This is a genomic window from Streptomyces sp. NRRL B-24484 (genome assembly GCF_000717715.1).
In the GTDB taxonomy this organism is placed as follows: Bacteria; Actinomycetota; Actinomycetes; order Streptomycetales; family Streptomycetaceae; genus Kitasatospora.
Genome location: NZ_JOAI01000039.1, coordinates 11543 through 32988, shown reverse-complemented (window position 1 = coordinate 32988; position 21446 = coordinate 11543). Strand labels below are relative to the sequence as shown.

The 21446-nt window shown below is 72.3% G+C and carries 16 protein-coding genes; 5 read left to right on the top strand and 11 right to left on the bottom strand.

The window, feature by feature from the left end:
• Positions 1-32: 32 nt before the first annotated feature.
• From IE98_RS0129490 to IE98_RS0129465, 6 genes are all read right to left on the bottom strand, one after another.
• Entirely contained in the window at positions 33-917 is an 885-nt protein-coding gene (locus IE98_RS0129490; protein WP_030274178.1) for a carbohydrate ABC transporter permease, read from the bottom strand.
• A gap of 15 nt (positions 918-932) precedes the next feature.
• Positions 933-1877: a carbohydrate ABC transporter permease gene (locus IE98_RS0129485; RefSeq protein ID WP_030274177.1), complete on the bottom strand. Its 945-nt coding sequence runs from the start codon at positions 1875-1877 to the stop codon at positions 933-935.
• 79 nt (positions 1878-1956) lie between these two features.
• Positions 1957-3354: an extracellular solute-binding protein gene (locus IE98_RS0129480; protein ID WP_030274175.1), complete on the bottom strand. Its 1398-nt coding sequence runs from the start codon at positions 3352-3354 to the stop codon at positions 1957-1959.
• A 451-nt stretch (positions 3355-3805) separates the two neighbouring features.
• Entirely contained in the window at positions 3806-8098 is a 4293-nt protein-coding gene (locus IE98_RS0129475) for a discoidin domain-containing protein (protein WP_030274173.1), read from the bottom strand.
• Between the two features lie 192 nt (positions 8099-8290).
• Positions 8291-9121, bottom strand: coding sequence for a discoidin domain-containing protein (locus IE98_RS0129470; RefSeq protein ID WP_030274171.1), 831 nt, complete (start codon positions 9119-9121; stop codon positions 8291-8293).
• Positions 9122-9340: 219 nt separating this feature from the next.
• Positions 9341-10354, bottom strand: a complete 1014-nt coding sequence (locus IE98_RS0129465; protein WP_030274170.1) for a LacI family DNA-binding transcriptional regulator — start codon at positions 10352-10354, stop codon at positions 9341-9343.
• Between the two features lie 156 nt (positions 10355-10510).
• Here IE98_RS0129465 and IE98_RS0129460 point away from each other — a divergent pair, with 156 nt between their 5' ends.
• Positions 10511-11311 carry an SGNH/GDSL hydrolase family protein gene (locus IE98_RS0129460; protein ID WP_030274168.1) on the top strand — a complete coding sequence of 267 codons (801 nt, stop codon included), beginning with the start codon at positions 10511-10513 and terminating at the stop codon, positions 11309-11311.
• A gap of 159 nt (positions 11312-11470) precedes the next feature.
• Positions 11471-12424, top strand: coding sequence for a PAC2 family protein (locus tag IE98_RS0129455; protein WP_030274166.1), 954 nt, complete (start codon positions 11471-11473; stop codon positions 12422-12424).
• A 63-nt stretch (positions 12425-12487) separates the two neighbouring features.
• On the opposite strand, the gene mshC is transcribed toward IE98_RS0129455, so the two are convergent.
• The 4 genes from mshC to IE98_RS0129435 all read right to left on the bottom strand — a co-directional run bounded on the left by mshC (position 12488) and on the right by IE98_RS0129435 (position 16047).
• Positions 12488-13717 carry a cysteine--1-D-myo-inosityl 2-amino-2-deoxy-alpha-D-glucopyranoside ligase gene (mshC, locus tag IE98_RS0129450; protein ID WP_030274164.1) on the bottom strand — a complete coding sequence of 410 codons (1230 nt, stop codon included), beginning with the start codon at positions 13715-13717 and terminating at the stop codon, positions 12488-12490.
• 152 nt (positions 13718-13869) lie between these two features.
• Positions 13870-14742 (bottom strand): SCO1664 family protein, encoded by an 873-nt coding sequence (locus tag IE98_RS0129445; protein WP_078661399.1) that lies wholly within the window; start codon positions 14740-14742, stop codon positions 13870-13872.
• Positions 14712-15275: a DUF3090 domain-containing protein gene (locus IE98_RS0129440; RefSeq protein WP_030274161.1), complete on the bottom strand. Its 564-nt coding sequence runs from the start codon at positions 15273-15275 to the stop codon at positions 14712-14714. The genes IE98_RS0129445 and IE98_RS0129440 overlap by 31 nt, the downstream gene beginning before the upstream one ends.
• Positions 15276-15357: 82 nt before the next feature.
• The gene (locus IE98_RS0129435) at positions 15358-16047 is read right to left on the bottom strand and encodes a histidine phosphatase family protein (RefSeq protein ID WP_030274160.1); all 690 of its coding nucleotides are present in this window, start codon (positions 16045-16047) and stop codon (positions 15358-15360) included.
• A 107-nt stretch (positions 16048-16154) separates the two neighbouring features.
• On the opposite strand from IE98_RS0129435, the gene IE98_RS0129430 reads away from it, so the two are divergent.
• Positions 16155-17135 (top strand): magnesium and cobalt transport protein CorA, encoded by a 981-nt coding sequence (locus IE98_RS0129430; RefSeq protein WP_030274158.1) that lies wholly within the window; start codon positions 16155-16157, stop codon positions 17133-17135.
• A gap of 73 nt (positions 17136-17208) precedes the next feature.
• On the opposite strand, the gene IE98_RS0129425 is transcribed toward IE98_RS0129430, so the two are convergent.
• The gene (locus IE98_RS0129425) at positions 17209-18255 is read right to left on the bottom strand and encodes an LLM class F420-dependent oxidoreductase (protein ID WP_030274156.1); all 1047 of its coding nucleotides are present in this window, start codon (positions 18253-18255) and stop codon (positions 17209-17211) included.
• 202 nt (positions 18256-18457) lie between these two features.
• Here IE98_RS0129425 and IE98_RS0129420 point away from each other — a divergent pair, with 202 nt between their 5' ends.
• Together IE98_RS0129420 and IE98_RS0129415 are read left to right on the top strand one after the other, a co-directional pair.
• Positions 18458-19438 carry an aldo/keto reductase gene (locus IE98_RS0129420; protein WP_030274154.1) on the top strand — a complete coding sequence of 327 codons (981 nt, stop codon included), beginning with the start codon at positions 18458-18460 and terminating at the stop codon, positions 19436-19438.
• Positions 19439-19462: 24 nt separating this feature from the next.
• A complete protein-coding gene (locus IE98_RS0129415) occupies positions 19463-21436 on the top strand; it encodes a helix-hairpin-helix domain-containing protein (RefSeq protein ID WP_052391125.1) in 1974 nt (657 codons plus the stop codon).
• The last annotated feature ends 10 nt before the right edge of the window (positions 21437-21446 follow it).

Sequence of the window (21446 nt, the reverse complement as noted above, 5' to 3'; positions counted from 1 at the left end):
GGTGGGTAGTCCTTTCGAGAAATGACGGGCCGTCAGCCCTTGAGCCCGCCCGAGGTCAGGCCGGCCATGATGTTGCGCTGGAAGATCAGGAAGAACACGATCGTCGGCACCGAGGCGATGGCCAGGGCGGCGATCACGACGTTCTGCGGGACGCCGATGGACAGCGAGTTGATGCCGATGTTGAGCGGCTGGTTCTTCGGGTCCGGCTGGACCAGCAGCGGCCACAGGAAGTCCTTCCAGACGTTCACCACGGCGAAGATCGAGACCACGCCGAGGATCGGCCGGGACATCGGCAGCACGATCGACCAGAGCGCCCGCATCGGCGACGCGCCGTCGATGGCGGCGGCGGCCATCAGCTCCTCCGGCACCGAGTCGAAGAAGCGCTTCAGCAGGAAGATGTTGAAGGCGTTCGCCACGGTGGGCAGCCAGATCGCCCACGGGGTGTTGATCAGGTTGAGGTGCAGCAGCGGCAGGTCCAGCACGGTGAGGTACTGCGGCACGATCAGCACGGTGGACGGGATCATCAGCGTCGCCAGCATCATGCCGAGGATCACGTTGCCGAGGACGGGCCGCAGCTTCGAGAGCGCGTAGGCCGCGGCCACGTCGAAGACCAGCTGGAAGGCGAGCGCCCCGAACGCGTAGTACAGCGTGTTGAAGAGCAGTCGGCCCATGTTGAGCTTGGACCACGCCTCGGTGTACGTGTCGGTGTGGACCTGGTGCGGGTAGAAGGTCGGCGGGCTCTGGATGACCTCCTGGGTGGACTTCAGTCCGCCGGTCACCAGCCAGTAGAGCGGGCCGAGGAAGACCAGGGTGAAGGCCGCGACCACCAGCACGAGGACGGTCCGGTAGACCGCCTTGCCGAAGGGGCGGTTCAGCTGCGTCTCGGAGATCAGGGTACGGGTCGAGGTGTCTGCCATGGCGGTGCTCCCGTCCTAGTCGTTGGTGCGGCTCAGGCGCACGTACAGCGCGGAGAAGCCGGCGAGTACGAGCAGCATGACCAGGCCGAGCGCCGAGGCGCTGCCGTAGTTGTTGAAGCTGAAGGCGTACTGGTAGATGAGGTTGACGACGGTCAGCGTCGAGTTCTGCGGGCCGTTGCCGCCGGTCAGCAGGTAGGGCTCGACGAAGACCTGCATGGTGGCGACGACCTGCAGCAGCAGGAGCAGCGAGAGGATCAGCCGGGTCTGCGGGATCGTGACGTGCCAGATCCGGCGCAGCAGGCCGGCGCCGTCGAGTTCGGCGGCCTCGTAGAGCTCGCCGGGGATGCCCTGCAGGGCCGCCAGGTAGATCAGGGTGGCGCCGCCCATGTTCATCCAGGTGGCCGCGATGACGACCGAGAGCATGGACGTGGTGGGCGAGTTGAGCCAGGCCGAGGTCGGCAGGTGGAGCGCCTTGAGGATCGCGTTGAACAGGCCGTAGCCGGGGTCGTAGAAGTACTTGAAGAGCAGGACGGACGCGACCGGCGGGAGCATCACCGGCAGGTAGACCAGGATGCGCAGGTAGGCCTTGGCGTGGCGGAGCTCGTTCAGCAGGACGGCGACGACGAACGGCACCGCGAAGCCGAGCACCAGGGCGAGCACGGTGAACAGCAGGGTGTTGCGCCAGGCGTGCCAGAAGTCCGGGTCCGCGAAGATGCGGTCCAGGTTCTCCGTGCCGACCCAGGTGGTCTTCCCGCGCTTGGTCTTCTGGAAGCTCATGATCACTTCGCGGACCATCGGGTACCACGAGAAGTACGCGAAGCACAGCAGGGCTCCGAGCAGGAAGCCATGGCCGGTGAGGTGCCTGCGGAGGCGCTGACGGAGGGCGGCGCGGCCCTGCGAGGGATCGGCGTGCGCCGGTGGCTCGGTCTTCCGGCGGGCGGAGACGCTGATCGCTGCCATGGGGGTTACTCCCGGTCGGTCGGAGGGTGTGGCTCGGGCGTGCGTGGGGGCCGGCCCGCCGGCCGGCCCCCACCGGCCGTCACTGGAGGTTGGCCAGCACCTGGTTGACCTGGCTCTCGGCGTCCGAGAGCAGCTTGTCGACGTTGGCGTTCTTGTCGGTCAGGACGGCCGAGACGGCGCCGTCGAGGACCTTGTAGATCTGCTGGGCGTTGGCGGGCTCGGTCTTGCCGGGCACCGAAGTGGCCAGGTAGGGCGCGTAGTTCTGCACCGGGACGGTGGCGCTGGCGGCCTTGGCCCTGTTGTCGGCGTCCAGGGTGGAGCCGCCGAACAGGAAGGGCTGCGGCAGGCCGACCGGCAGGCCGTCGGCCTTGGTGCGGGCGTAGTCGAACTGGCCCTTGCCCATGGTCAGCCACTTGAAGTTGACCCAGGCGATGCCGGCCTTGATCTGGTCCGGGGTGGAGCCCTTCTTGAACATGTAGTCGGCACCGCCGAGCAGGGCGCCCTTGCCGCCGGGCATCGGGCCCATGCCGTAGTCCTCGTAGTGGCCCTTGAGGGTCTGCACCATGTAGGTGATGTCGTCCGGCGCGCCGACGTACATGCCGAGTTTGTCGGTCGACATCTGGGTCATCAGGTCGGGCCACTTGAGGCTCTGGGTGGCGCCCATGGTGTTGTCGGTCCAGCGCATGTCGTACAGGTTCTGCAGGACCTGCTTGCCCCCGGGCGTGTTGAAGGCGGCCTTCTTGCCGTCCTCGGTGGTCATCGAGCCGCCGAGGCCGTAGAGCTCGGCGGTGAAGTGCCAGCCGCCCTGGTTGGTGGCGCTGTAGTCGCCGTAGCCGTTGACGCCGTTGCCGAGCGCGGCGATCTTCTTGGCGTCCTCGCGGATCTCGGCCCAGGTGGTCGGCGGCTTCTCCGGGTCGAGGCCGGCCTGCTTGAAGAGCTTGCGGTTGTACAGCAGGCCCATCTTGTAGTTGGTGGTGGGCAGGCCGTAGAGCTTGCCGTCCGAGGTCAGGGTCTTCATGACGGACGGGTCGATGTCCTTGAGCGCGGGCACCGTCTGCTCGTTGACGTACGCGGAGATGTCCTCGGCCTGGTCGGCGTCGAGCACCTGCTCCAGGTCGGTGAAGTACGTGTAGAAGACGTCGGGCTGGGTCTTGCCCTTGAGCTGCGCGGTGAAGGAGGCGGGCTCCTCGCAGGGGGAGGCGTCCTTCGCGTTGATCGTGACGTTCGGGTAGAGCTTGTTGAACGCCGCGACGTCCTCGGACCACTGCTTGCGCTCGGCCGGCTTGGTGGTCGGCGGCTGGCAGTCGATGCCGATGGTGACCTTGGCGTTCGGGTCGAGGGAGGCACCGGCCGCCGGCTTGCCGGAGTCCCCGGAGTTGCCGGTGTCGGAGCCGGAGGAGCACGCGGCAGCGGTGAGGGCGAGGCCCGCGGCGGCGGCGAGGGCGACGGTTCTGCGGAGGAGCCGGTCTCTGGTCATGCGGATGGACCCTTTCAAGCACGTGTGGGCTGCGCCGGGGCGCGGGGGTGCCCGTGGATTTCCGGTGGGGGGCCGGCCCCGGAAGATGTCCGGGAGCCGGGGAAGCGTGCGAGGCCGGGGCACGGTCACTGCGTTGTGCAGCAGCGCCGGCCGGTGTCGACTACTTAACCAGCCTCGACAGATGTCCACAAGATGTCGACTGGATTTCGCAAAAACACGACACTGACTACGCAGGTTTGCGCGACCGCCCTGGCGGCCACACCGCCGCCGAACCCCGCCCGCCATCTGCCGAAAGGCCCCACGTGGAGCCCTGGAAGCCCTTGGCGGGCCTGGTGGCACCGGGTTGCGCGACAGCCCGCGCAAGCGCCCCGCAGGGCCCGCAAACGGCCGCAGGAAACGCCGAAGCAGGGCGGGGCCCGAGGGCGCCCGCCCTGCTTCGTTTGCGCAATCGTTACGGGTTGACGGTGATCTTGAACGTGGACGTGGTGTTCTGGATGTCCTTGAAGTTGCCGCTCATGGTGAGGTTGTTGAAGACCGCCTCACCCACCGCCGGTCCCTGGCCCGCCTCGGGCATCTCGTTGGCCCAGACGCCGTAGCCGGACTTGGCGTCGAAGGCGTCGCCGCTCTTCTTGGCGCCGGTGATCGAGACGTTGGTGAAGACGGTGTCCTTCACCGGGTTCTCCGGCTGGCTGCCGGTGTACTTGGTCTGGAACATGATGCCGCTGTAGGTCGGGTCGACGATGTCGACGTCGCTCACGCGGATGCCCTGGAAGACCTTGGAGGCCGAGAAGACCCAGATCGCCGGGAAGACCTGCTGGCCCCAGAAGTGGCCGCCGGACCGGACGATCGTCATGTTCTGCAGGTTCGTCGTCGGCGAGGCGCCGAAGCCGTTCATCGGGTAGCCGAAGTCCAGCGAGGAGATGGTCACGCCGGAGTAGCAGAGGGTGTCCGCGATGTAGATGTTGCGGAAGGTGTTGGCGTAGCCGCCGTACACCGCGATGCCCGCCGCGCGCCAGGTCAGGATGGTGGTGAGGTTCTCGAAGACGTTGTTCTTCTCGTCGGCGCCGCCGGCGTCGATGGCGGAGAACAGCGCGAAGGAGTCGTCACCGGTGGCCCGCGCCTCGTTGTTCGAGATGAGGTTGTCGGTGGAGCCGTTGGTCATGTTGATGCCGTCGGCGAAGGTGTCGCGGATCCGCGAGTTGGTGATCCGCATGCTGTCGGTGTTGGCGCCCCAGTACATGCAGACCATGTGCTCGGTCCAGATGTTGTCGATCGTGATGTTCGCGACGTTGGAGAAGTCGAACACCTTGCCGGGGCCGTCGATCCGCGAGGTGTAGTTGCCGAAGTAGGCGAAGCCCGAGAAGGTCGAGCCGTTCGCCGTGGCCTCGGCGCGGAAGCCGACGTCGGTGTTGCTCTGCGAGGAGGGCGCGTAGAACCGGGTGAACCAGGGGCCGGCGCCGACGACCTTGACCGCCTTGCCGTAGACCTGGAACTTGTTGGCGGTCTGGTAGTCGCCCGCGGGCAGGTAGACGCCGACGTAGGTGCCGGTGGTGTCCATCCGGACCTTGTCCAGGGCGTTCTGCACGTCCTGGTGGGTGAAGCCGGCCGGGACGACGTACTTCGCCGGGTCCGGGTTGGCGATCTGGGTGGCCTGCTCCAGGCTCACGAAGTCGATCGCGTACTGGCTGGAGTTGGCCGAGTCCTTCTGCAGCTTGATCTTGTGACCGGCCGGCACGGTGGTGCCGAGCAGCAGGTTGGCCTCGTCGTAGACGTGCCGCTGGCCGCCGGAGCCGGGCGAGTTGCCGGGCGCCGTCTCGCTGCCGTACAGCCAGGCGTACTTGGAGGTCAGGTCGATCGCCTTGAGGAAGGTGCCGTCGACGTAGACGTTCAGCGTGGCGTTGGTGCCGTCGCCGCTCGCACTGTCCGGGATCGAGAAGCGGGTGACCAGCGTGTTGGTGGCCGCCTTGGTGGTGAACTCCACCGAGGAGCCGGTCGAGTTGAGCGTCACGGCCTTGCGGCCGGAGGCCTCGCCGGCCAGGTCGCCGATGGTGCGGTTCGGGCCGACCACGGCCGCCCCGCCGCCCAGCACGCCGTCCTCGGCCTCGTAGGTGTCGAAGGGCATGTTGGCGCCGCGGCCGATGTAGAGGCCCTGGCTGCTGGTGTTGTTGGCCTGCTTGACCGGCAGCTCGTTGGCGTCGGTCGCGATGACCGTCTTCACCGTGTACTTGCCGTTGACGGCCGTCCAACTGCCCAGCGACACCGGGGAGGTGGTGGCGCCGGGGGCGATCGCACCGCTGTAGGAACCGGTCAGCGTCTTGACCGTGTTGCCCTGGGCGTCGAGCACGGTCAGGGTGATGCCGTGGGCGCCGGAGGCGGCCGCCGAGGTGCCCTGGTTCTTGATCGCCACGGTGAAGTTGACCGCGTTGCCGGCCGCCGGGTTGGACGGCGACCAGGAGACCGGCGCGGCGACCAGGTCGGAGCTGGCGACCTGGTTGACCACCAGGTCGCTCGCCGCCGTCCAGGTGTTGTTGGTCTCGTCCTGCTCGATGACGGCGTTGGACTCGTCGACCTTGGCGGTGAGCTGGTAGCTGCCCGCGTTCTGCGCCGGGACGCTCACGTTGACGGTGCCGGAGGCACCCGCGGCGAGCGCGCCGACCTGGGCGGTGCCGACCTTGGTGGAGCCCAGGTACAGGTTGACCGAGGTGGCGGCGGAGGCGGCGTTGCCCTGGTTCTTCACCGTGGTGGCGAGGGTCAGGGCGTCGGTCTCCACCGGGCTGGCCGGGGAGACGGTGGTGCCGGTGACGGTCAGGTCCGGGTTGGGGGCGGGCACGCCGACCACCTGGAACTCGGCGACCTGGCCGGCGCCGGAACCGGTGTTGCTGGTGATCTTCAGCTGGACGTCGGCGACCCGGGCGCTGACCGGGATGGTCACCGTGTTGCCGGAGGCCGGGTCGAAGCCGTACGGCTTCGCCGCGACCAGCGTGGTGAAGGTCGAGCCGCTCTGCTCGCGGCCCAGCACCTCGACGGTCTGGGTGCGGGCGCCCCAGGCCGAGGCCGGGTTGAGCTTGAGCACCACCTGCTGGGTGTCGGCGTTCGAACCCAGCGCCACGGTCAGGGTGTTGGGGTAGCTGCCGCCCGCACCCTCCCAGTAGCTGGTGACGTCGTTGTCGTTGGCGTTGGTCGCCACGAAGGAGTAGACGGAGGAGTTGGCCGTGATCGGCTTGCCCGCCGCCAGGTTGGTGCCGTTGCCGCCGGTCTGGCCGGTGCGGATCACCGTGTTGCTGGAGTCGGACTGGTTGCCCGCCGCGTCCTTGGCCTTGACGTAGTAGGAGACGGTCGCGGTGTCCGGCTGGCTGTCGGTGTAGGTCAGCACCGAGCCGCCGACGCTGGCCTTCAGCGAGCCGTTGGCGTACACGTCGTAGCCGGTGACGCCCACGTTGTCGGAGGAGGCCGTCCAGGTCAGCTTGATCTGGCCGGAGCCGGGCTGGGAGTAGGCGAGGCCGCCGGGCGCGCTGGGCGCCTGGGTGTCGCCGCTCTGGCCGGTTCGGGTGACGGTGTTGCTCGCCGCGGACTGGTTGCCGACCGCGTCCTTCGCCTTGACGTAGTACGAGACGGTCGTGCTGTCCGCGCGGCTGTCGGTGTACGTCAGCACGTTCCCGGCCACGCTGGTCAGCAGCTCGCCGTTGGCGTAGACGTCGTAGCCGGTGACGCCCACGTTGTCGGTGGCCGCGTTCCAGGTCAGCTTGATCTGGCCGGAGGCCGGCTGGCTGTACGCCAGGCTGCCGGGCGCACTCGGCGCCTGGGTGTCGCCGCTGCTCGGGCCGTACACCTCGAACTCGGAGAGCTGGGCGGCCGGCCAGGCGCTGTTGGCGGTGAACGAGAGGCGCACGTACCGGGTGGTGGTCGTGCTCAGGTTGATCGTCGCGCTGTTCCCGGTGGCCGAGTTGAAGGTGTACGCGGCGGAGGCGACCAGGTCGGTGAAGTTGCTGCCGTCGGTGGAGCCCTGGACCTTCAGCGTCTCGCTGCGGGTCTCCCAGCCGGAGGGCAGCCGCAGCACCAGCTTGTTGACCGGCACGGCGGAGCCGAGGTCGGCCTGGTACCACTGCGGGAAGGCGTTGTTGGCGCTCTCCCAGTAGGTGCCGGTGTTGCCGTCGGCCGCGTTGTTCGCCGTGTAGGCGCCGTTGGCGCTGCTGGCGGTTGCCGAGCGGACGAGGTTGCCGGAGGCGCTGGTCGAGCCGTAGACCTCCAGCTCGGAGATCTGGGCGGCCGGCCAGCCGGTGTTCGCGGTGACGCTCACCCGCACGAAACGGGTGGTGGTGGAGGCGAAGTTGAGCCGGACGGTGTTGCCGGCGCCCGGGTCGAAGGACTGGGCGGCGGAGCCGAGGATCGTGGAGAAGTTCGACCCGTCGGTGGAGCCGAGCAGGGTCAGCGTCTCGTCCCGGGAGCCCCAGCCCGCGGGCAGCTTCAGCACCACCTGGTCGATCGCGGTGGGGCTGCCCAGGTCGACCTGGACCCACTGCGGCAGCGCGTTGTTGGCCGACTCCCAGTAGGTGTCCTGGCTGCCGTCGTTGACGTTGCCGACCACCTGGACGCCGGTGGAACTGCTGGCGGTGACGGTCTTGCCGGCCGCGAGGTTCGGACCGCCGGCGGCGTGGGCCGGTACGACCGGTCCGATCACCATCAGCAGCAGTCCGCTCGCGACCGTCGCGGCGCCGAGCCGCGGCAGTGTGCGCTTGGATCTCATCGTGTCCCTCTGTCTCGGGTGTCGTTGCGGTGCGCGGCGTGGCGGCCCCCGGCTCCGCCGCGCGAGCACCCCTGGGGGTGCGCCGGGGCATGCCCCGGATCGGGCCGCCGGGGTGGTCGGCGGCCCGAGGTCTGTGAGGTGTCCGTCCCTCCCGCGCCGGTGCGCGGGGCCGGCGTGCCGGCCGGACGGGCGCTACTGGGCGAAGGCCTGCAGCGCGGAGAGCTGCCCGGCCGGCCAGCCGGTGCTGCCGGTGAACTGCAGCCGGAGGTAACGGGATTGCACGGCGGCGGGCAGGGTGAGCGTCACGGTGTTGCCGGTGGCCGGGTCGAGGCGGTACCCGGCGGCGCCTGCCCGGGTGGTGAAGGCGGTGCCGTCGGTGGAGCCGAGCACGGCGACCGTCTGGGTGCGGGCGGCCCACGCCGGGGCGGGCGGCACCGCGAGGACCGGCCGCCGGACGGGGTGCACCGCCTGCAGGTCGGCCTGGATCCACTGCGGGAAGGCGCTGTTGGCGCTCTCCCAGTACGAGTTCGGGTCTCCGTCGACGGCGTTGCCGCTGCCGTAGACCTGGGTGCGGCTGCTCTCGGCGGTCGGCCTGCGCAGGGCGAGGTCCCCGGCGGGCGGCGGCGGGGTGGGCCGGACGGGGGTCAGCGCGAGCTGCCCCTTGCGCATCCGGCCGCCGTCGGCGGTGAGCCGCAGGTAGTGGTCGGAGGAGCAGGCGGTGCCGTCGCCGAGCGGGCCGTAGGCCGTGCGGTGGCCGGCGGTGTACTCGCGCATGTCCGGCCAGGCGCGCAGGGCGTCGTTCGTCGGCGACGGCGCCTGCGACCAGTCCCGGGACCAGTGCCACCAGCCGTTGATCGGCGCGCCGTCCCCGGGGCAGGCGAACCAGCCCTGGTAGCCGACGGTGATCCTGCCGACGACGTCCCCGGGCGGGCTGCCGGCCGCGCGGGCGGACGCGGTCGGCAGCAGGCCGGCTGTCGAGGACGCGGCCGCCGTCAGGAGGAGCGAGCGGCGCGAGATTCCCATGGGGTCCTGCCTTCGTGGGGGGAAGTTGCAGAAGGAATCGCGAATATGACGTTGAACTGTTTGAGTTTTGCGCGATGGCAGCCAAGAGTTACAGAGGTGCTACAAGCATGTCAACGGATCGCGCCGCATGCGGGCACGCGAAAAGGGCGGGCACCGAAGTGCCCGCCCTTGGTCCGACGGTCCGTCAGGGGGTGGCTTGCGGGGATTCCTCCCGGGGCGTCAACCCCGGTCGCGCACCGGCGCGGTGGACCCGCGGACGACCAGCTCCGGCTCGAAGAGCAGCTCGTCGTGGGTGACCTTGACCCCGGCGATCTCCCCCACCAGCAGCTCGACGGCCGCCCGGCCCATCGCCTCGATGGGCTGACGGACCGTGGTCAGCGGCGGGTCGGTGCACATCATGAACGAGGAGTCGTCGTACCCGATCACCGACACGTCGCCGGGCACCGACAGGCCGGCCCGGCGCACCGCGCGGACGGCCCCGAGCGCCAGCGGGTCGCTCGCGCAGACCACGCCGGTGACGCCCTGGCGCAGCAGCCGGGTGGTCGCCGCCTGGCCGCCCTCCAGGCTGAACAGGGCCTGCTCCACGTGCTCGTCGGGCAGGTCGACACCGGCCTTGGCCAGCGCCGCACGGGCCGCGCCGAGCTTGCGCTGCGAGGGCACGTGGTCGGCGGGGCCCAGCACCAGGCCGATCTTGCGGTGGCCCAACTGGTGCAGGTGGCCGACGGCCTGCTCGACGGCGACCGCGTCGTCGCAGGACACCCTGGGGAAGTCCAGGTCCTCGATGGCCGCGTTGAGCAGCACCGTCGGCAGGCTGCGCTCGGCGAGCCGGTCGTAGTGCTCGTGCGGGGCGTCGCCCTGGGCGTACAGGCCGCCGAAGAACACGATCCCGGACACCTGCTGCTCCAGCAGCAGGTCCACGTAGTCCGCCTCCGAGACGCCGCCCGCGGTCTGGGTGCAGAGCACCGGCGTGAAGCCCTGGCCGGCCAGCGCACCGCTGACGACCTCGGCGAACGCGGGGAAGATCGGGTTCTGCAGCTCCGGCAGGACGAGGCCCACGAGGCGGGCCCGCTCGCCGCGCAGCTGGGTGGGGCGCTCGTAGCCGAGCACGTCGAGCGCGGTCAGCACCGCGGCCCGGGTCGCCTCGGAGACGCCGGGCTTCTCGTTCAGCACCCGGCTGACGGTCGCCTCGCTCACCCCGACCTTCTTCGCCACTTCGGCAAGTCGTCGTGTCATGGCTGCGAGTGTACGGCAAAAAGCGCAAACCGCTTGCGTGAATTTGCAGAGCTTGTCACACTCTCACTCCGCATGCGATTGGCTACCATGCGTGACGGCGCGTCATCTGGCGCCGTCCCGGCCTCCCCGCAGGCCCCCCCAGAACCGGAGTGCCCCGTGCGTCCCAAGCTGCTCGCCGCCCTCGCAGCCGCTCCCCTGCTCCTGCTGCCCACCGCCGCCCCGGCCGGCGCCGCCCCCGCGGCCCGCTACGCGGCGCTCGGCGACTCCTACGCCGCCGGCGTCGGCGCGGGCGGCTACGACCCGGTGAGCGCCGACTGCCACCGGTCCACCCGCTCCTACCCCGAGCTGTGGCGGGCCGCGAACGGGCCGGCCGCATTCCTCTTCGCCGCCTGCAACGGCGCCGCCACCGCCGACGTGCAGCGCGACCAGGTCCCGCGGGTGCCCGCCGACACCACGCTCGTCACCCTCACCGCAGGCGGCAACGACCTGGGCTTCGGCGACGCCGTCGTCGCCTGCCTGCAGCCGCTCACCACCGACGCGCACTGCGACGCCGCCCTGGACGAGTCCGAGCGCCGGCTGCGCGAGGAGCTCCCGGGCCGCCTCGACACCCTCTACCGCGCCCTGGACGCCGAGGCCCCGGCCGCGCGCGTCGTCGTCACCGGCTACCCGCACCTGCTCGGCACCGCCGCCACCTGTCTGATCGGCACCGAGGCCCGCCGGGCCCGCTTCAACGCCCTCACCGACGCCCTGGACGATCTGATCGAGCGTCAGGCGGCCAAGCAGGGCTTCCGCTTCGCCGACGTCCGGGCGGCCTTCGACGGCCACGGAGCGTGCCGGGGCGGCTCGGACGAGTGGATCCACCCGATCACCCTGCCGCTGTGGGAGTCGTACCACCCGAAGGCCGCCGGGCAGTCCGACGGCTACCTGCCGAGCGTGTCGGACGCCGCGCTCGGATAGGCTTCCCACTCCGGCCTGGGAAGGCATCAAAGCCCGTAGGCTGGGCAGGTAGGGACCGTGGAACGGGGCGTTCCACGCGAGGTTCGACAGGCCGGCAGCCGGCCACCGGTCCGCGGGGCCGGGAGGGGGGCGGCACCGGTCGACGGAGGGAGACGCTGGGTGATCGAGCTGGAGGACGTTCCCGAGTTGATCGACCCGGTGATGATCTGCGCCTTCGAGGGCTGGAACGACGCCGGCGACGCCGCCTCGGCCGCCGTCGGACACCTGGACGAGACCTGGGGCGGCAAGGTCTTCGCCGCGCTCGACGCCGAGGACTACTACGACTTCCAGGTCAACCGCCCCACCATCTGGCTGGACGGCGGCGTGCGCCGGATCACCTGGCCGACCACCCGTCTCTCGGTGGTCCGGGTGAACGAGCCGAAGACCAGGGACCTCGTGCTGGTCCGCGGCATCGAGCCCAGCATGCGCTGGCGCTCCTACTGCAACGAGCTGCTCGGCTTCGCCCACGAGCTGGGCGTCGAACTGGTGGTCATCCTCGGCGCGCTCCTCGGGGACACCCCGCACAGCCGCCCGGTCCCCGTCAGCGGGGTCACCTCGGACGCGGCGCTGGCCCGCACGCTCGACCTGGAGGAGAGCAAGTACGAGGGGCCGACCGGCATCGTCGGCGTCCTGCAGGAGGCCTGCGCGCACGCCGGGGTGCCGGCCGTGACGCTCTGGGCCGCGGTACCGCACTACGTGGCGCAGCCGCCCAACCCCAAGGCCACCCTCGCGCTGATCAACAAGCTGGAGGACCTGCTCGACCTGCGGATCCCGCCGGGCGAGCTGGCCGAGGACTCCCGTGCCTGGCAGCTCGGGGTGGACCAGCTGGCCTCCGAGGACAGCGAGGTCGCCGAGTACGTGCAGCAGCTGGAGGAGGCACAGGACACCGCCGAACTGCCGGAGGCGTCCGGCGACGCCATCGCCCGTGAGTTCGAGCGGTACCTGCGGCGCCGCGAGAACCTCGGCCCGACCGGCGAGAAGCCCGTCGCCGGCCACGCCACCGAGTCCAAGTCCGACAAGGACGAGGACGACCCCGAGGACAAGCCGGAGGACAAGTCCGGCGACGACGAGTAGCGGCAACCACAGGGGCGCGGGGGACCGCGCCCCTGTGGTTGACCCGTCAGTGTTCGCGCAGCGTCACAGCGCCACGCCCAGGAGGGCGTCCACCGCGCGGGAGACCAGCCCCGGGGCGCCGATGTCCTCGCCGCCGTCGGCGGCCTGTGCCGCGGCCCAGCGGTCCACCGCTTCCAGCGCACCCGGCGCGTCCAGGTCCTCCGCGAGAGCGGCCCGCATCTCGGCGAGCATCCCCTCCGCCGGGGGCCCGTCCGGCCGGGAGACGGCGGCGCGCCAGAGGGCGAGCCGCTTCTCGGCCTGGGCGAGGTCCTGCTCGGTCCACTCCCAGTCGCTGCGGTAGTGGTGGGCGAGCAGGGCGAGCCTGATCGCCGCCGGGTCGACGCCCTCGCGCCGCAGCTTGGAGACGAACACCAGGTTGCCGCGGGACTTGGACATCTTGTGACCGTCCAGCGCGACCATGCCGGCGTGCACGTACGCCTGGGCGTAGGGGTGTTCGCCAGTGGCGACCTGCGCGTGCGCGGCGCCCATCTCGTGGTGCGGGAAGGACAGGTCGCTGCCGCCGCCCTGGATGTCGAAGGACATGCCGAGGTACTTCAGCGCGATCGCGACGCACTCGATGTGCCAGCCGGGCCGGCCGTGGCCGAGCTCGGTGTCCCAGGCGGGCTCGCCCGGGCGGGCGGAGAGCCAGAGCAGGGCGTCCAGCGGGTGCTTCTTGCCGGGGCGCTGCGGGTCGCCGCCGCGCTCGGCGAAGACCGGCATCATGGCGTCCCGGCCGAGGCCGGAGACCTCGCCGAAGCGGGGGTCGGCGTCGACGGAGAAGTAGATGTCGCCGTCCAGCTCGTAGGCGGCGCCGGTGGCGAGCAGCTGCTTGACCAGCGGGACGATCCACGGGATCGACTCGACGGCGCCGACGTAGTGGGCGGGCGGGAGCATCCGCAGGGCGGTCATGTCCTCGCGGAAGAGGGCGGTCTCGCGGGCCGCGAGCTCCGTCCAGTCCTGACCGGTGGCGACGGCGCGCTCCAGGAGCGGGTCGTCGACGTCGGTGACGTTCTGGACGTAGAGGACGTCGTGGCCGGCGTCCTTCCAGACCCGCTGCACCAGGTCGAAGGTGTTGTAGGTGGCGGCGTGGCCCAGGTGGGTGGCGTCGTACGGGGTGATGCCGCAGACGTACAGGCGGGCGGTCGGGCCCTCGGGCACGATCGCGCGGACACTGCTCGTGGCGGTGTCGAAGACACGAAGGGGAAGCCCCTGACCAGGCAGGGCGGGAACCTCGGAGGCGGGCCAGGCATGCATGGTTCCGACTCTAACCGGGCGATCATTTGAAAGGCTAACCAGTCATCGGGATCGGCCGGAATCCTCCCCCGCCGCGACCCCGCCGCGACCCCGCCGCGACCCCGCCCCGACCCCGTCGCTGCCCCGCCGTTCGCGGTGCCGTCCGCGGTGCCTCAGAGCGGGGGCCAGGGGATCGACGGCCAGTGCGGGGAGGGCAGCGGATGCCGTCCGGCCTTGAGCAGCGCGTCGATCCGGTGGCCCGTGGCCTCCAGTTCGGCCGGGGTCAGGTGCGGCCGCAGCCGCTCCCCTAGGGCTCCCGGCAGGTCTGCGGCGAGCCGGCCGAGCACCTCGACGGCCTCGGGGGTGAGCGGCTGCTCGGCCCAGCCCCAGAGCAGGGTGCGCAGCTTGTTCTCGGTGTTGAAGGTCACGCCGTGGTCGATGCCGTAGATCCGCCCGTCGGCGGCGGGTATCCAGTGGCCGCCCTTGCGGTCGGCGTTGTTGATCACGGCGTCGAGGACGGCGAGTCGGCGCAGCCGTTCGTCGTCGCGGTGGACGAGCAGTGCGGTGCGGCCGCCCTCGACCTCGGCACGGACGATCGGCAGCCAGCCCCGTTGGGGCCCGGCCGGGTCCTGCAGGTCGAGCAGTTCGGGTGCCCCGGGGTCGGGTTCGACCCAGAGCTGCACCATGCCGGGGCCGGCCGGGCCGTCCCTCAGCACGGTGGGCGGGACGAGCGCCCAGCCGGTGGCGGCGGAGAGCTCGTACGCGGCGGTCTCCCGGCCGGCGAGGGTGCCGTCGGGGAAGTCCCAGAGCGGCCGTTCGCCGGCCACCGGCTTGTAGACGCAGGGGGCGGTGGTGCCGTCCAGCGTCACGGTGCAGTACAGCACCGCGTTGGAGGCGTCGGTGAGGCGGCCGTGCACGGCCAGTTCGCCGGCGCCGAGCAGGGCGAGGGCGGTGGGCACGTCGGCGGCGAGCGCGGCGCTGGTGGCCGGGTCGGTGCCCGGGAGGCCGTCCGCGCTCAGCGCCGGTACCCGTTCGCGCGCGGGCACAGGTGGCCCTCCGGGTCGAGGGGAAGGTTGCAGAACGGGCAGGGCTTGCGGCCGGCGGCGACCAGGTCGAGCGCGCGCTTGGCGAAGACCCGGGCCATCGCGCCGGTGAGCCGGACCCGGAGCATGTCGGGGCCGTTCTCGTCGTCCTCGTAGAGGGCGTTCTCGTCCTCCTCGGCCTCCTCGACCAGGGCCTGGGCCTCGACGACGAGCCGCTCGTCGACGGTGTCCCAGGCGAGCGCCATGGTGCCGACCCGGAACTCCTGCTCCAGCGGCACGTCGAGCGGGGCGCTGTCGAGCAGTTCGGCGGGGGCGACGGCGGGGATCGCGGCCGATCCCCCGCTGCGTCGCAGCGCCTCGTCGAGGACCTCCTCGACGCGTTCGGCGAGCGCGGCCACCTGGGCCTTCTCGAGCAGCACGCTGGTGATCCGACCCCGGGCACTGGCCTGCAGGTAGAACGCCCGGGATCCGGGCTGGCCGACGGTGCCGGCCACGAACCGCTCTGGCTGGTCGTAGAAGAAGACCTGACGGGGCACTCTCTCGCTCCGGATCGGGATCGGACGGGGGCTCATCGGCCACCCTACGGCGTGCGCCGCGCGGACGCGGCGACCGGTCGGCTCAGCTCGTTCCGCCCACCACGGCGTCGCCGCCGGGCACCTGGGCGGGCTGCTGCTTCGGGGCGAGACCGGCCAGGCCGCCGGTGTCGCCGAGGCGCAGCAGGAAGGGGCGGTGCGGGGTGTAGCGGATCGCGGTGACCGAGCAGGGGTCGACGGAGATCCGCTGGAACTGGTCGAGGTGCAGGCCGAGCGCGTCGGCGACCACGGCCTTGATCACGTCGCCGTGGCTGCAGGCGAGCCAGAGGGCGTCGTCGCCGTGCTCGGCGGCGACCTTCGCGTCCCACTCGCGGACGGCCTCGACGGTGCGGTGGCTGAGGTCGCGCAGCGACTCGCCGCCGGGGAAGGCCGCCGCGGAGGCGTGGTCCTGCACGGTGCGCCAGAGCGGCTCCTTGGCGAGCTCGTGCAGCGGGCGGCCCGTCCAGTCGCCGTACTTGCACTCGCCGAGCCGCTCGTCGACGGCGGCGTCGCCGAGTTCGGGGCGGGCGGCGAGCAGCGGGGCGAGGGTCTGCCGGCAGCGCTCCAGCGGGCTGGTGACGGCGTGCGCCAGCGGCAGCCCGGAGAGTCGGCCGACGAGGCTCGCGGCCTGCTCCCGGCCGGTGTCGTCGAGTTCCACGCCGGGCGTCCAGCCGGCCAGGACACCGGCGGTGTTGGCGGTCGATCGGCCGTGACGGACGAGCAGCAGCGTGGGCATGCGGCCTAGCCTACGGCCTGGGGTGCCGGGTGGGGCACGGGTGCCCATCGGGTGTGCGTTCAAGGGATGTGATGACCGTTCGGTCCCCGGCGCGGGAGAATGTCCGCATGATCGTCGATTGCGCCACCTACCGGAACGGCCGCCGGGTGGAGGGACCCGCGGACTTCTCGGACGCGCTGGACGCCGTCCGGGCCGCCGGTGACGGCTTCCTCTGGATCGGGCTGTACGAGCCGACGCAGGAGGAACTGGACCTGGTCGCCTCGGAGTTCTCGCTGCACCCGCTCGCGGTGGAGGACGCCCTGACGGCGGCGCACCAGCGCCCCAAGATGGAGGTCTACCCGGACGCGCTGCTCACGGTGGCCAAGACCCTGGGCTACCGGGAGGAGGACCGGTCGGTGGAGACCGGCGAGGTGCTGGTGTTCGTCGGCGACTGCTTCGCGATCACCGTGCGGCACGGGAGCGCGAGCCCGCTGGGCGGGATGCGCAAGGAGCTGGAGGACCGGCCGGACCTGCTGCGGCTGGGCCCGGCGGCGGTGCTGTACGCGGTCTGCGACCTGGTGGTGGACAGCTACCTGGACCTCTCCGCGACGCTGCTGTCCGACCTGGACGAGCTGGAGGCGGACGTGTTCGCCCCGGGGCGGACGCGCGGCGCCGCCGAGCGGATCTACGCCTTCAAGCGGCAGGTGGTGGCCTTCCGCCGGGCGAGCGCCCCGCTGATGGAGCCGGCCACCCGGCTGGTCCGCGGCGGCGTGCCCTTCGTCCCGGACGCCCTGCAGCCCTACCTGCGGGACGTGCTCGACCACCTGACCAGGACCACCGAGCAGGTCGAGGCGCTGGACCGGCTGCTGTCGGACATCCTGAACGCCAACCTGGCTCAGGTCAGCGTCCAGCAGAACGACGACATGCGGAAGATCTCGGCCTGGGCCGCACTGGCGGCGGTGCCGACGATGATCGCGGGCATCTACGGGATGAACTTCCGGTACATGCCGGAGCTGCACCAGCCCTGGGGCTACCCGGCGGCACTGGCACTGATGGCCCTGGCCTGCCTGGTCCTGCACCGCCTGTTCAAGCGGGCCGGCTGGCTCTGACGGCGGGGCGCCCGGCACCTGACGTGAGGGCGCCCGGGGCACTCGCGCTCCCGGGCGCCCTCACGGGCCCGCGCTAGGCCAGGCCGGCGCGCTCCAGCGCCTCGACGCCGGTCCGCAGGGCGGTGATCCGCTCCTCCAGGGTGAAGCCGGCCGGGGCGAGGGTCAGCGTGGTGACGCCCGCGTCGGCGTAGGCCTGCATCCGGTCGGAGATCCGGTCGGTGGTGCCGAGCAGCGCGGTCGCGTCGATCAGGTCGTGCGGGACGGCCGCGGCCGCACCGGTGTAGTCCTTGGCCAGGTACTTCTCCTGGATCTCGTCGGCGGCCTGCTCGTAGCCCATGCGGCGGGCCAGCTGGTTGTAGAAGTTCTTCTCCTTGCTGCCCATGCCGCCGATGTACAGCGCGGCGTAGGAGCGCTGGCCGTCCGCGGCGGCCTTGACGTCCTCGCCGACCGAGATGGCGACGGTCGGACAGAGGTCGAAGCCCTCCAGGGTCTGCCCGGCCTTGGTGCGGCCGGCCTTCAGCGGGTCGATGGAGAGCGCGGCGTGCTCGGGGGCGAAGAAGATGCCGAGCCAGCCGTCGGCGATCTCGCCGGTCTGCTCCAGGTTCTTCGGGCCGATCGCGGCGATGTAGAGCGGGATGTGCTCGCGGACGGGGTGCACGGTGAGCTTGAGCGGCTTGCCGGGGCCGCCGGGCAGCGGCAGCGTCCAGGTGGCGCCCTCGTGGACGACCCGCTCGCGGGCCATCGCCTTGCGGATGATCTCCACGTACTCGCGGGTCCGGGCCAGCGGCTTGTCGAACTTGACGCCGTACCAGCCCTCGGAGACCTGCGGGCCGGAGACGCCGAGGCCGAGTCGGAAGCGGCCGCCGGAGAGGGTGTCGAGGGTGGCCGCGGTCATCGCGGTCATGGTGGGGGTGCGGGCCGGGATCTGGAAGATCGCCGAACCGACGTCGATCCGCTCGGTCTTCGCGGCGACGAAACTGAGGACGGTCGCGGCGTCGGAGCCGTAGGCCTCGGCGGCCCAGCAGACCGAGTAGCCGAGGCGGTCGGCCTCCTGGGCCACCGCGATGTTGTCGGCGTCCATGCCGAGTCCCCAGTAGCCGAGGTTGATGCCCAGTCGCATAACGGTGCCCACGCCTTCCGTTCGGTCCTTGCGGCGAGGGTAGCCGCGCCGCCCGAGGAAAGGCTACTGGCCGGTAGGAGTGGTCTGCGTCACGCCGCGGCGCGGGTCCTCCACCACGCCGAGTACCACGGCCGCTACGCTCTGCCAGCAAGGGGGCTCGCCCCCAGCTGCGGTTTTCAGCCACGACGGAGGGGCCCTCCCGATGGAACTGCGCCACCTCGGCAGAACGGGCCTGACAGTGAGCAGGCTCGGCCTCGGCACCATGACCTGGGGCCGCGACACCGACGAGCAGGACGCCGCCGAACAGCTCAAGGCGTTCGTCGACGCCGGCGGCACCCTGGTGGACACCTCCGACGAGTACGCCGACGGCGGCGCCGAGTACCTGCTCGCCCGGCTCACGGACGGGCTCGTCCCCCGCTCCGAGCTGGTCATCGCCACCAAGGCCGGTGCCCGCAACCGGCCCGGCCGCCGCCGTGACGCCTCCCGCGGGCACCTGCTCGCCGCCCTCGACGCCTCGCTGCACCGCCTCGGCACCGACCACGTCGACCTCTGGCAGGTCGACGGCCACGACCCGGCCACCCCGCTGGACGAGACGCTGCACGCCCTCGACATCGCCGTCACCAGCGGCCGCGCCCGCTACACCGGGGTCTGCGACTTCAGCGGCTGGCAGCTCGCCAAGTCCGCGGCCCGGCAGCAGGGGCACCCGGCGCGGGTGCCGCTGGCGGGCGCGCAACTGGAGTACTCGCTCCTCCAGCGCGGTCTGGAGCGCGAGGTGCTCCCCGCCGCCCTGGACGCCGGCGTCGGCCTGCTGGCCTCCTCGCCGCTCGGCCGCGGCGTGCTCACCGGCAAGTACCGGCACGGGGTGCCCGCGGAGTCCCGCGGCGCCTCCCCGCACCACGCGGGCATCGTCCAGCCGTACCTCGGCGAGCGGTCCCGGCGGATCGTCGACGCCCTGGCAACCGCCGCCGACGGACTCGCCACCAGCCCGCTGAAGGTCGCCCTCGCGTGGGTCCGCGACCGGCCCGGGGTGGCGAGCGCCCTGGTCGGCGCCCGCACCGCGGCCCAGCTGCAGACCACCCTGTCGGCGGAGGCCCTTACGCTTCCGGGTGAGATCCGCGGTGCGCTGGACGACGTGTCGGCACCGGTGCACCGCTACCCGGACCAGGGCTGGACGGAGCTGTGACCCGCCGGCCGTGAGGAGACATCGATGACGCAAGCGGAGCACACCGCCCCGGAGCGGCAGGCCCAGGCCGTCGCCGCACTGGCCGAGGCGATCCGCGCGGCGGGGGCGTCGTCGGGGCCCGCCGCCGAGGCCGCCGGCCCGGACGCGCCGCGCACGGACGAGCAGCGCGCCGCCGCCGTCGCGGCCGCGGCCGAGGTGCTGGCCGCCGGCGGCGCCCCCGCCGACCTGGCCGGGCCCGCGGTGGCCACCCTCGGCGAGGCCGCGGGCGAGCAGCTGCGCGAGGACCCGTGGGCCGTGCTCGCCCTGCCCGGGGTCCGCCCCGAGCAGGCGGACGGCTTCGCCCGCGGCCTGCTCGGCCCCGCCGCCGGGCCGGGCGACCCGCGCCGCGCCGCCGCCCTGGTCCCGTGGGTGCTGGAGCAGGCCGCGTTGCGCGGCCACTCCGCCCAGGAGATCGGCGAGGTCGCGGCCGCGCTGGAGCGGCTCCGCCTGCCGGACGCCGCGGCCGCCCTGCAGGAGGCCGTCGTGGACGGCCGGGCGATGGCCTTCCAGGAGGAACTCCCCGGCCACCACGGCAACGACGAGGAGGAGCCGCCCACCCGCACCCTGCTCGCGCTGGAGCGCCTGGCGCTCGCCGAGGAGAGCCTCGGCGAGGCCCTGGTGCGGCTGCAGTCCACCCTCGTCCCGGGCACCGAAGCCGCTGCAGAAGACGAAGACGAAGACGAAGACGGAGACGACGCCGCGGACGACGCCCAGGACCCCCAGGACGCCGAAGCCGAGGAGGGTGCGCCGGCCTGGCCCGCCACCCCCGGCCCGGCCGCCTGGGAGGCCGCCGCCGCGGCCGCGCCCTCCTCCTCCGCGACCGCGCTGCTGCGGGCCGTCGCCGGGAGCGCGCTGGTCGTGCACAGCGGCGGCGAGGCCTCCCGCGCCGAACTCGCCGCCCTGCTCCGCGCGGCCGACGGCCTCGGCCTGCGCGCCTGGGCCGGCACGTGGACGGATCACGGCCGCACGGTCCTCGCCGGCCTGCTCGACGGCTCCCCGGCGGCCGAGCGCCTCGCCACGCTGGCCGACCTGCTGGGCGCCGGCGGCCCCGGCCGTGCCGAGGACGGCACGCTCGCCCTCGACCTGCTGGTCGTCCCGGACGCCCAGCTGCTCGACGTCGAGCTGGCCGCGACCCTGCTGGAGGCCCTCGGCGACGGCACCCGGCTGGTGCTCAGCTCCGACCCGAACCAGCTCTGGTCGGCCGGCCCCGGCCGCTTCCTCGCCGACCTAGTCGCCGCCAAGGCGTGCCCGGTCGTCGCCTCCCGCACCCCGGACGAGGGTCCGATCGGCGAGCTGGTCTCCGGCATCTCGATCGGCGAGCTGCAGCCGGTCGACGCGCCGGACAAGGAGGTGGTCGTGCTGGGCGTCCAGGACGCCGGCGAGGCCGTCCACCGGGCCGTCCAGCTGCTCGCCGACTCGATCCCGCGGGCGCTCGGCATCCCCGCCGAGCAGGTCGTGCTGATCACCGCGGGCCACGGCGGCGGCGCCGGCACCCGGGCGCTGAACGCCGCGGCCAAGGCCCGGCTGAACCCCGGGCCGGGCGCCTTCGGCGGCTTCGACCCCGGCGACCGCGTGGCCTGGTCGCCGGCGCCCGGCACGACGCTGCCCGGCCGGGTCCTCGACGGCGGTGCCGCCGGGCTGCACCTGGAGCTGTCCGACGGCAGCCGGCTCACCCTCTCCCCCGCGCAGACCTCCCGGCTGCGGCACGGCTGGGCGCTCACCGCGCACCAGGCGGTCGGCCGGCGCTGGCCGGGCGCGGTGGTCGTGGTGCCCGGGGACGCCGCCGCGGGCCTCACCCGCCAGTGGGTCTACACGGCCTTCGGCCGCGCCGAGCGCCACCTCTCGGTGGTGCACCCGGCCGGGCCCGCGCTCGCCCAGGCGGTCGCCGAACGGCCGGCCGCACCGCGCACCACCCGGCTGCGGGCGATCCTCGCCGAGCACACCGGCCAGGGGGGCTGAGCGGGGCCGT

Coding starts and splice junctions, on each gene's coding strand:
- IE98_RS0129475 (WP_030274173.1), bottom strand. CDS start 8,098: ATGAGATCCAAGCGCACACTGCCGCGGCTCGGCGCCGCGACGGTCGCG.
- IE98_RS0129490 (WP_030274178.1), bottom strand. CDS start 917: ATGGCAGACACCTCGACCCGTACCCTGATCTCCGAGACGCAGCTGAAC.
- IE98_RS0129430 (WP_030274158.1), top strand. CDS start 16,155: ATGATCGTCGATTGCGCCACCTACCGGAACGGCCGCCGGGTGGAGGGA.
- IE98_RS0129485 (WP_030274177.1), bottom strand. CDS start 1,877: ATGGCAGCGATCAGCGTCTCCGCCCGCCGGAAGACCGAGCCACCGGCG.
- IE98_RS0129420 (WP_030274154.1), top strand. CDS start 18,458: ATGGAACTGCGCCACCTCGGCAGAACGGGCCTGACAGTGAGCAGGCTC.
- IE98_RS0129480 (WP_030274175.1), bottom strand. CDS start 3,354: ATGACCAGAGACCGGCTCCTCCGCAGAACCGTCGCCCTCGCCGCCGCC.
- IE98_RS0129435 (WP_030274160.1), bottom strand. CDS start 16,047: ATGCCCACGCTGCTGCTCGTCCGTCACGGCCGATCGACCGCCAACACC.
- IE98_RS0129465 (WP_030274170.1), bottom strand. CDS start 10,354: ATGACACGACGACTTGCCGAAGTGGCGAAGAAGGTCGGGGTGAGCGAG.
- IE98_RS0129425 (WP_030274156.1), bottom strand. CDS start 18,255: ATGCGACTGGGCATCAACCTCGGCTACTGGGGACTCGGCATGGACGCC.
- IE98_RS0129415 (WP_052391125.1), top strand. CDS start 19,463: ATGACGCAAGCGGAGCACACCGCCCCGGAGCGGCAGGCCCAGGCCGTC.
- mshC (WP_030274164.1), bottom strand. CDS start 13,717: ATGCATGCCTGGCCCGCCTCCGAGGTTCCCGCCCTGCCTGGTCAGGGG.
- IE98_RS0129470 (WP_030274171.1), bottom strand. CDS start 9,121: ATGGGAATCTCGCGCCGCTCGCTCCTCCTGACGGCGGCCGCGTCCTCG.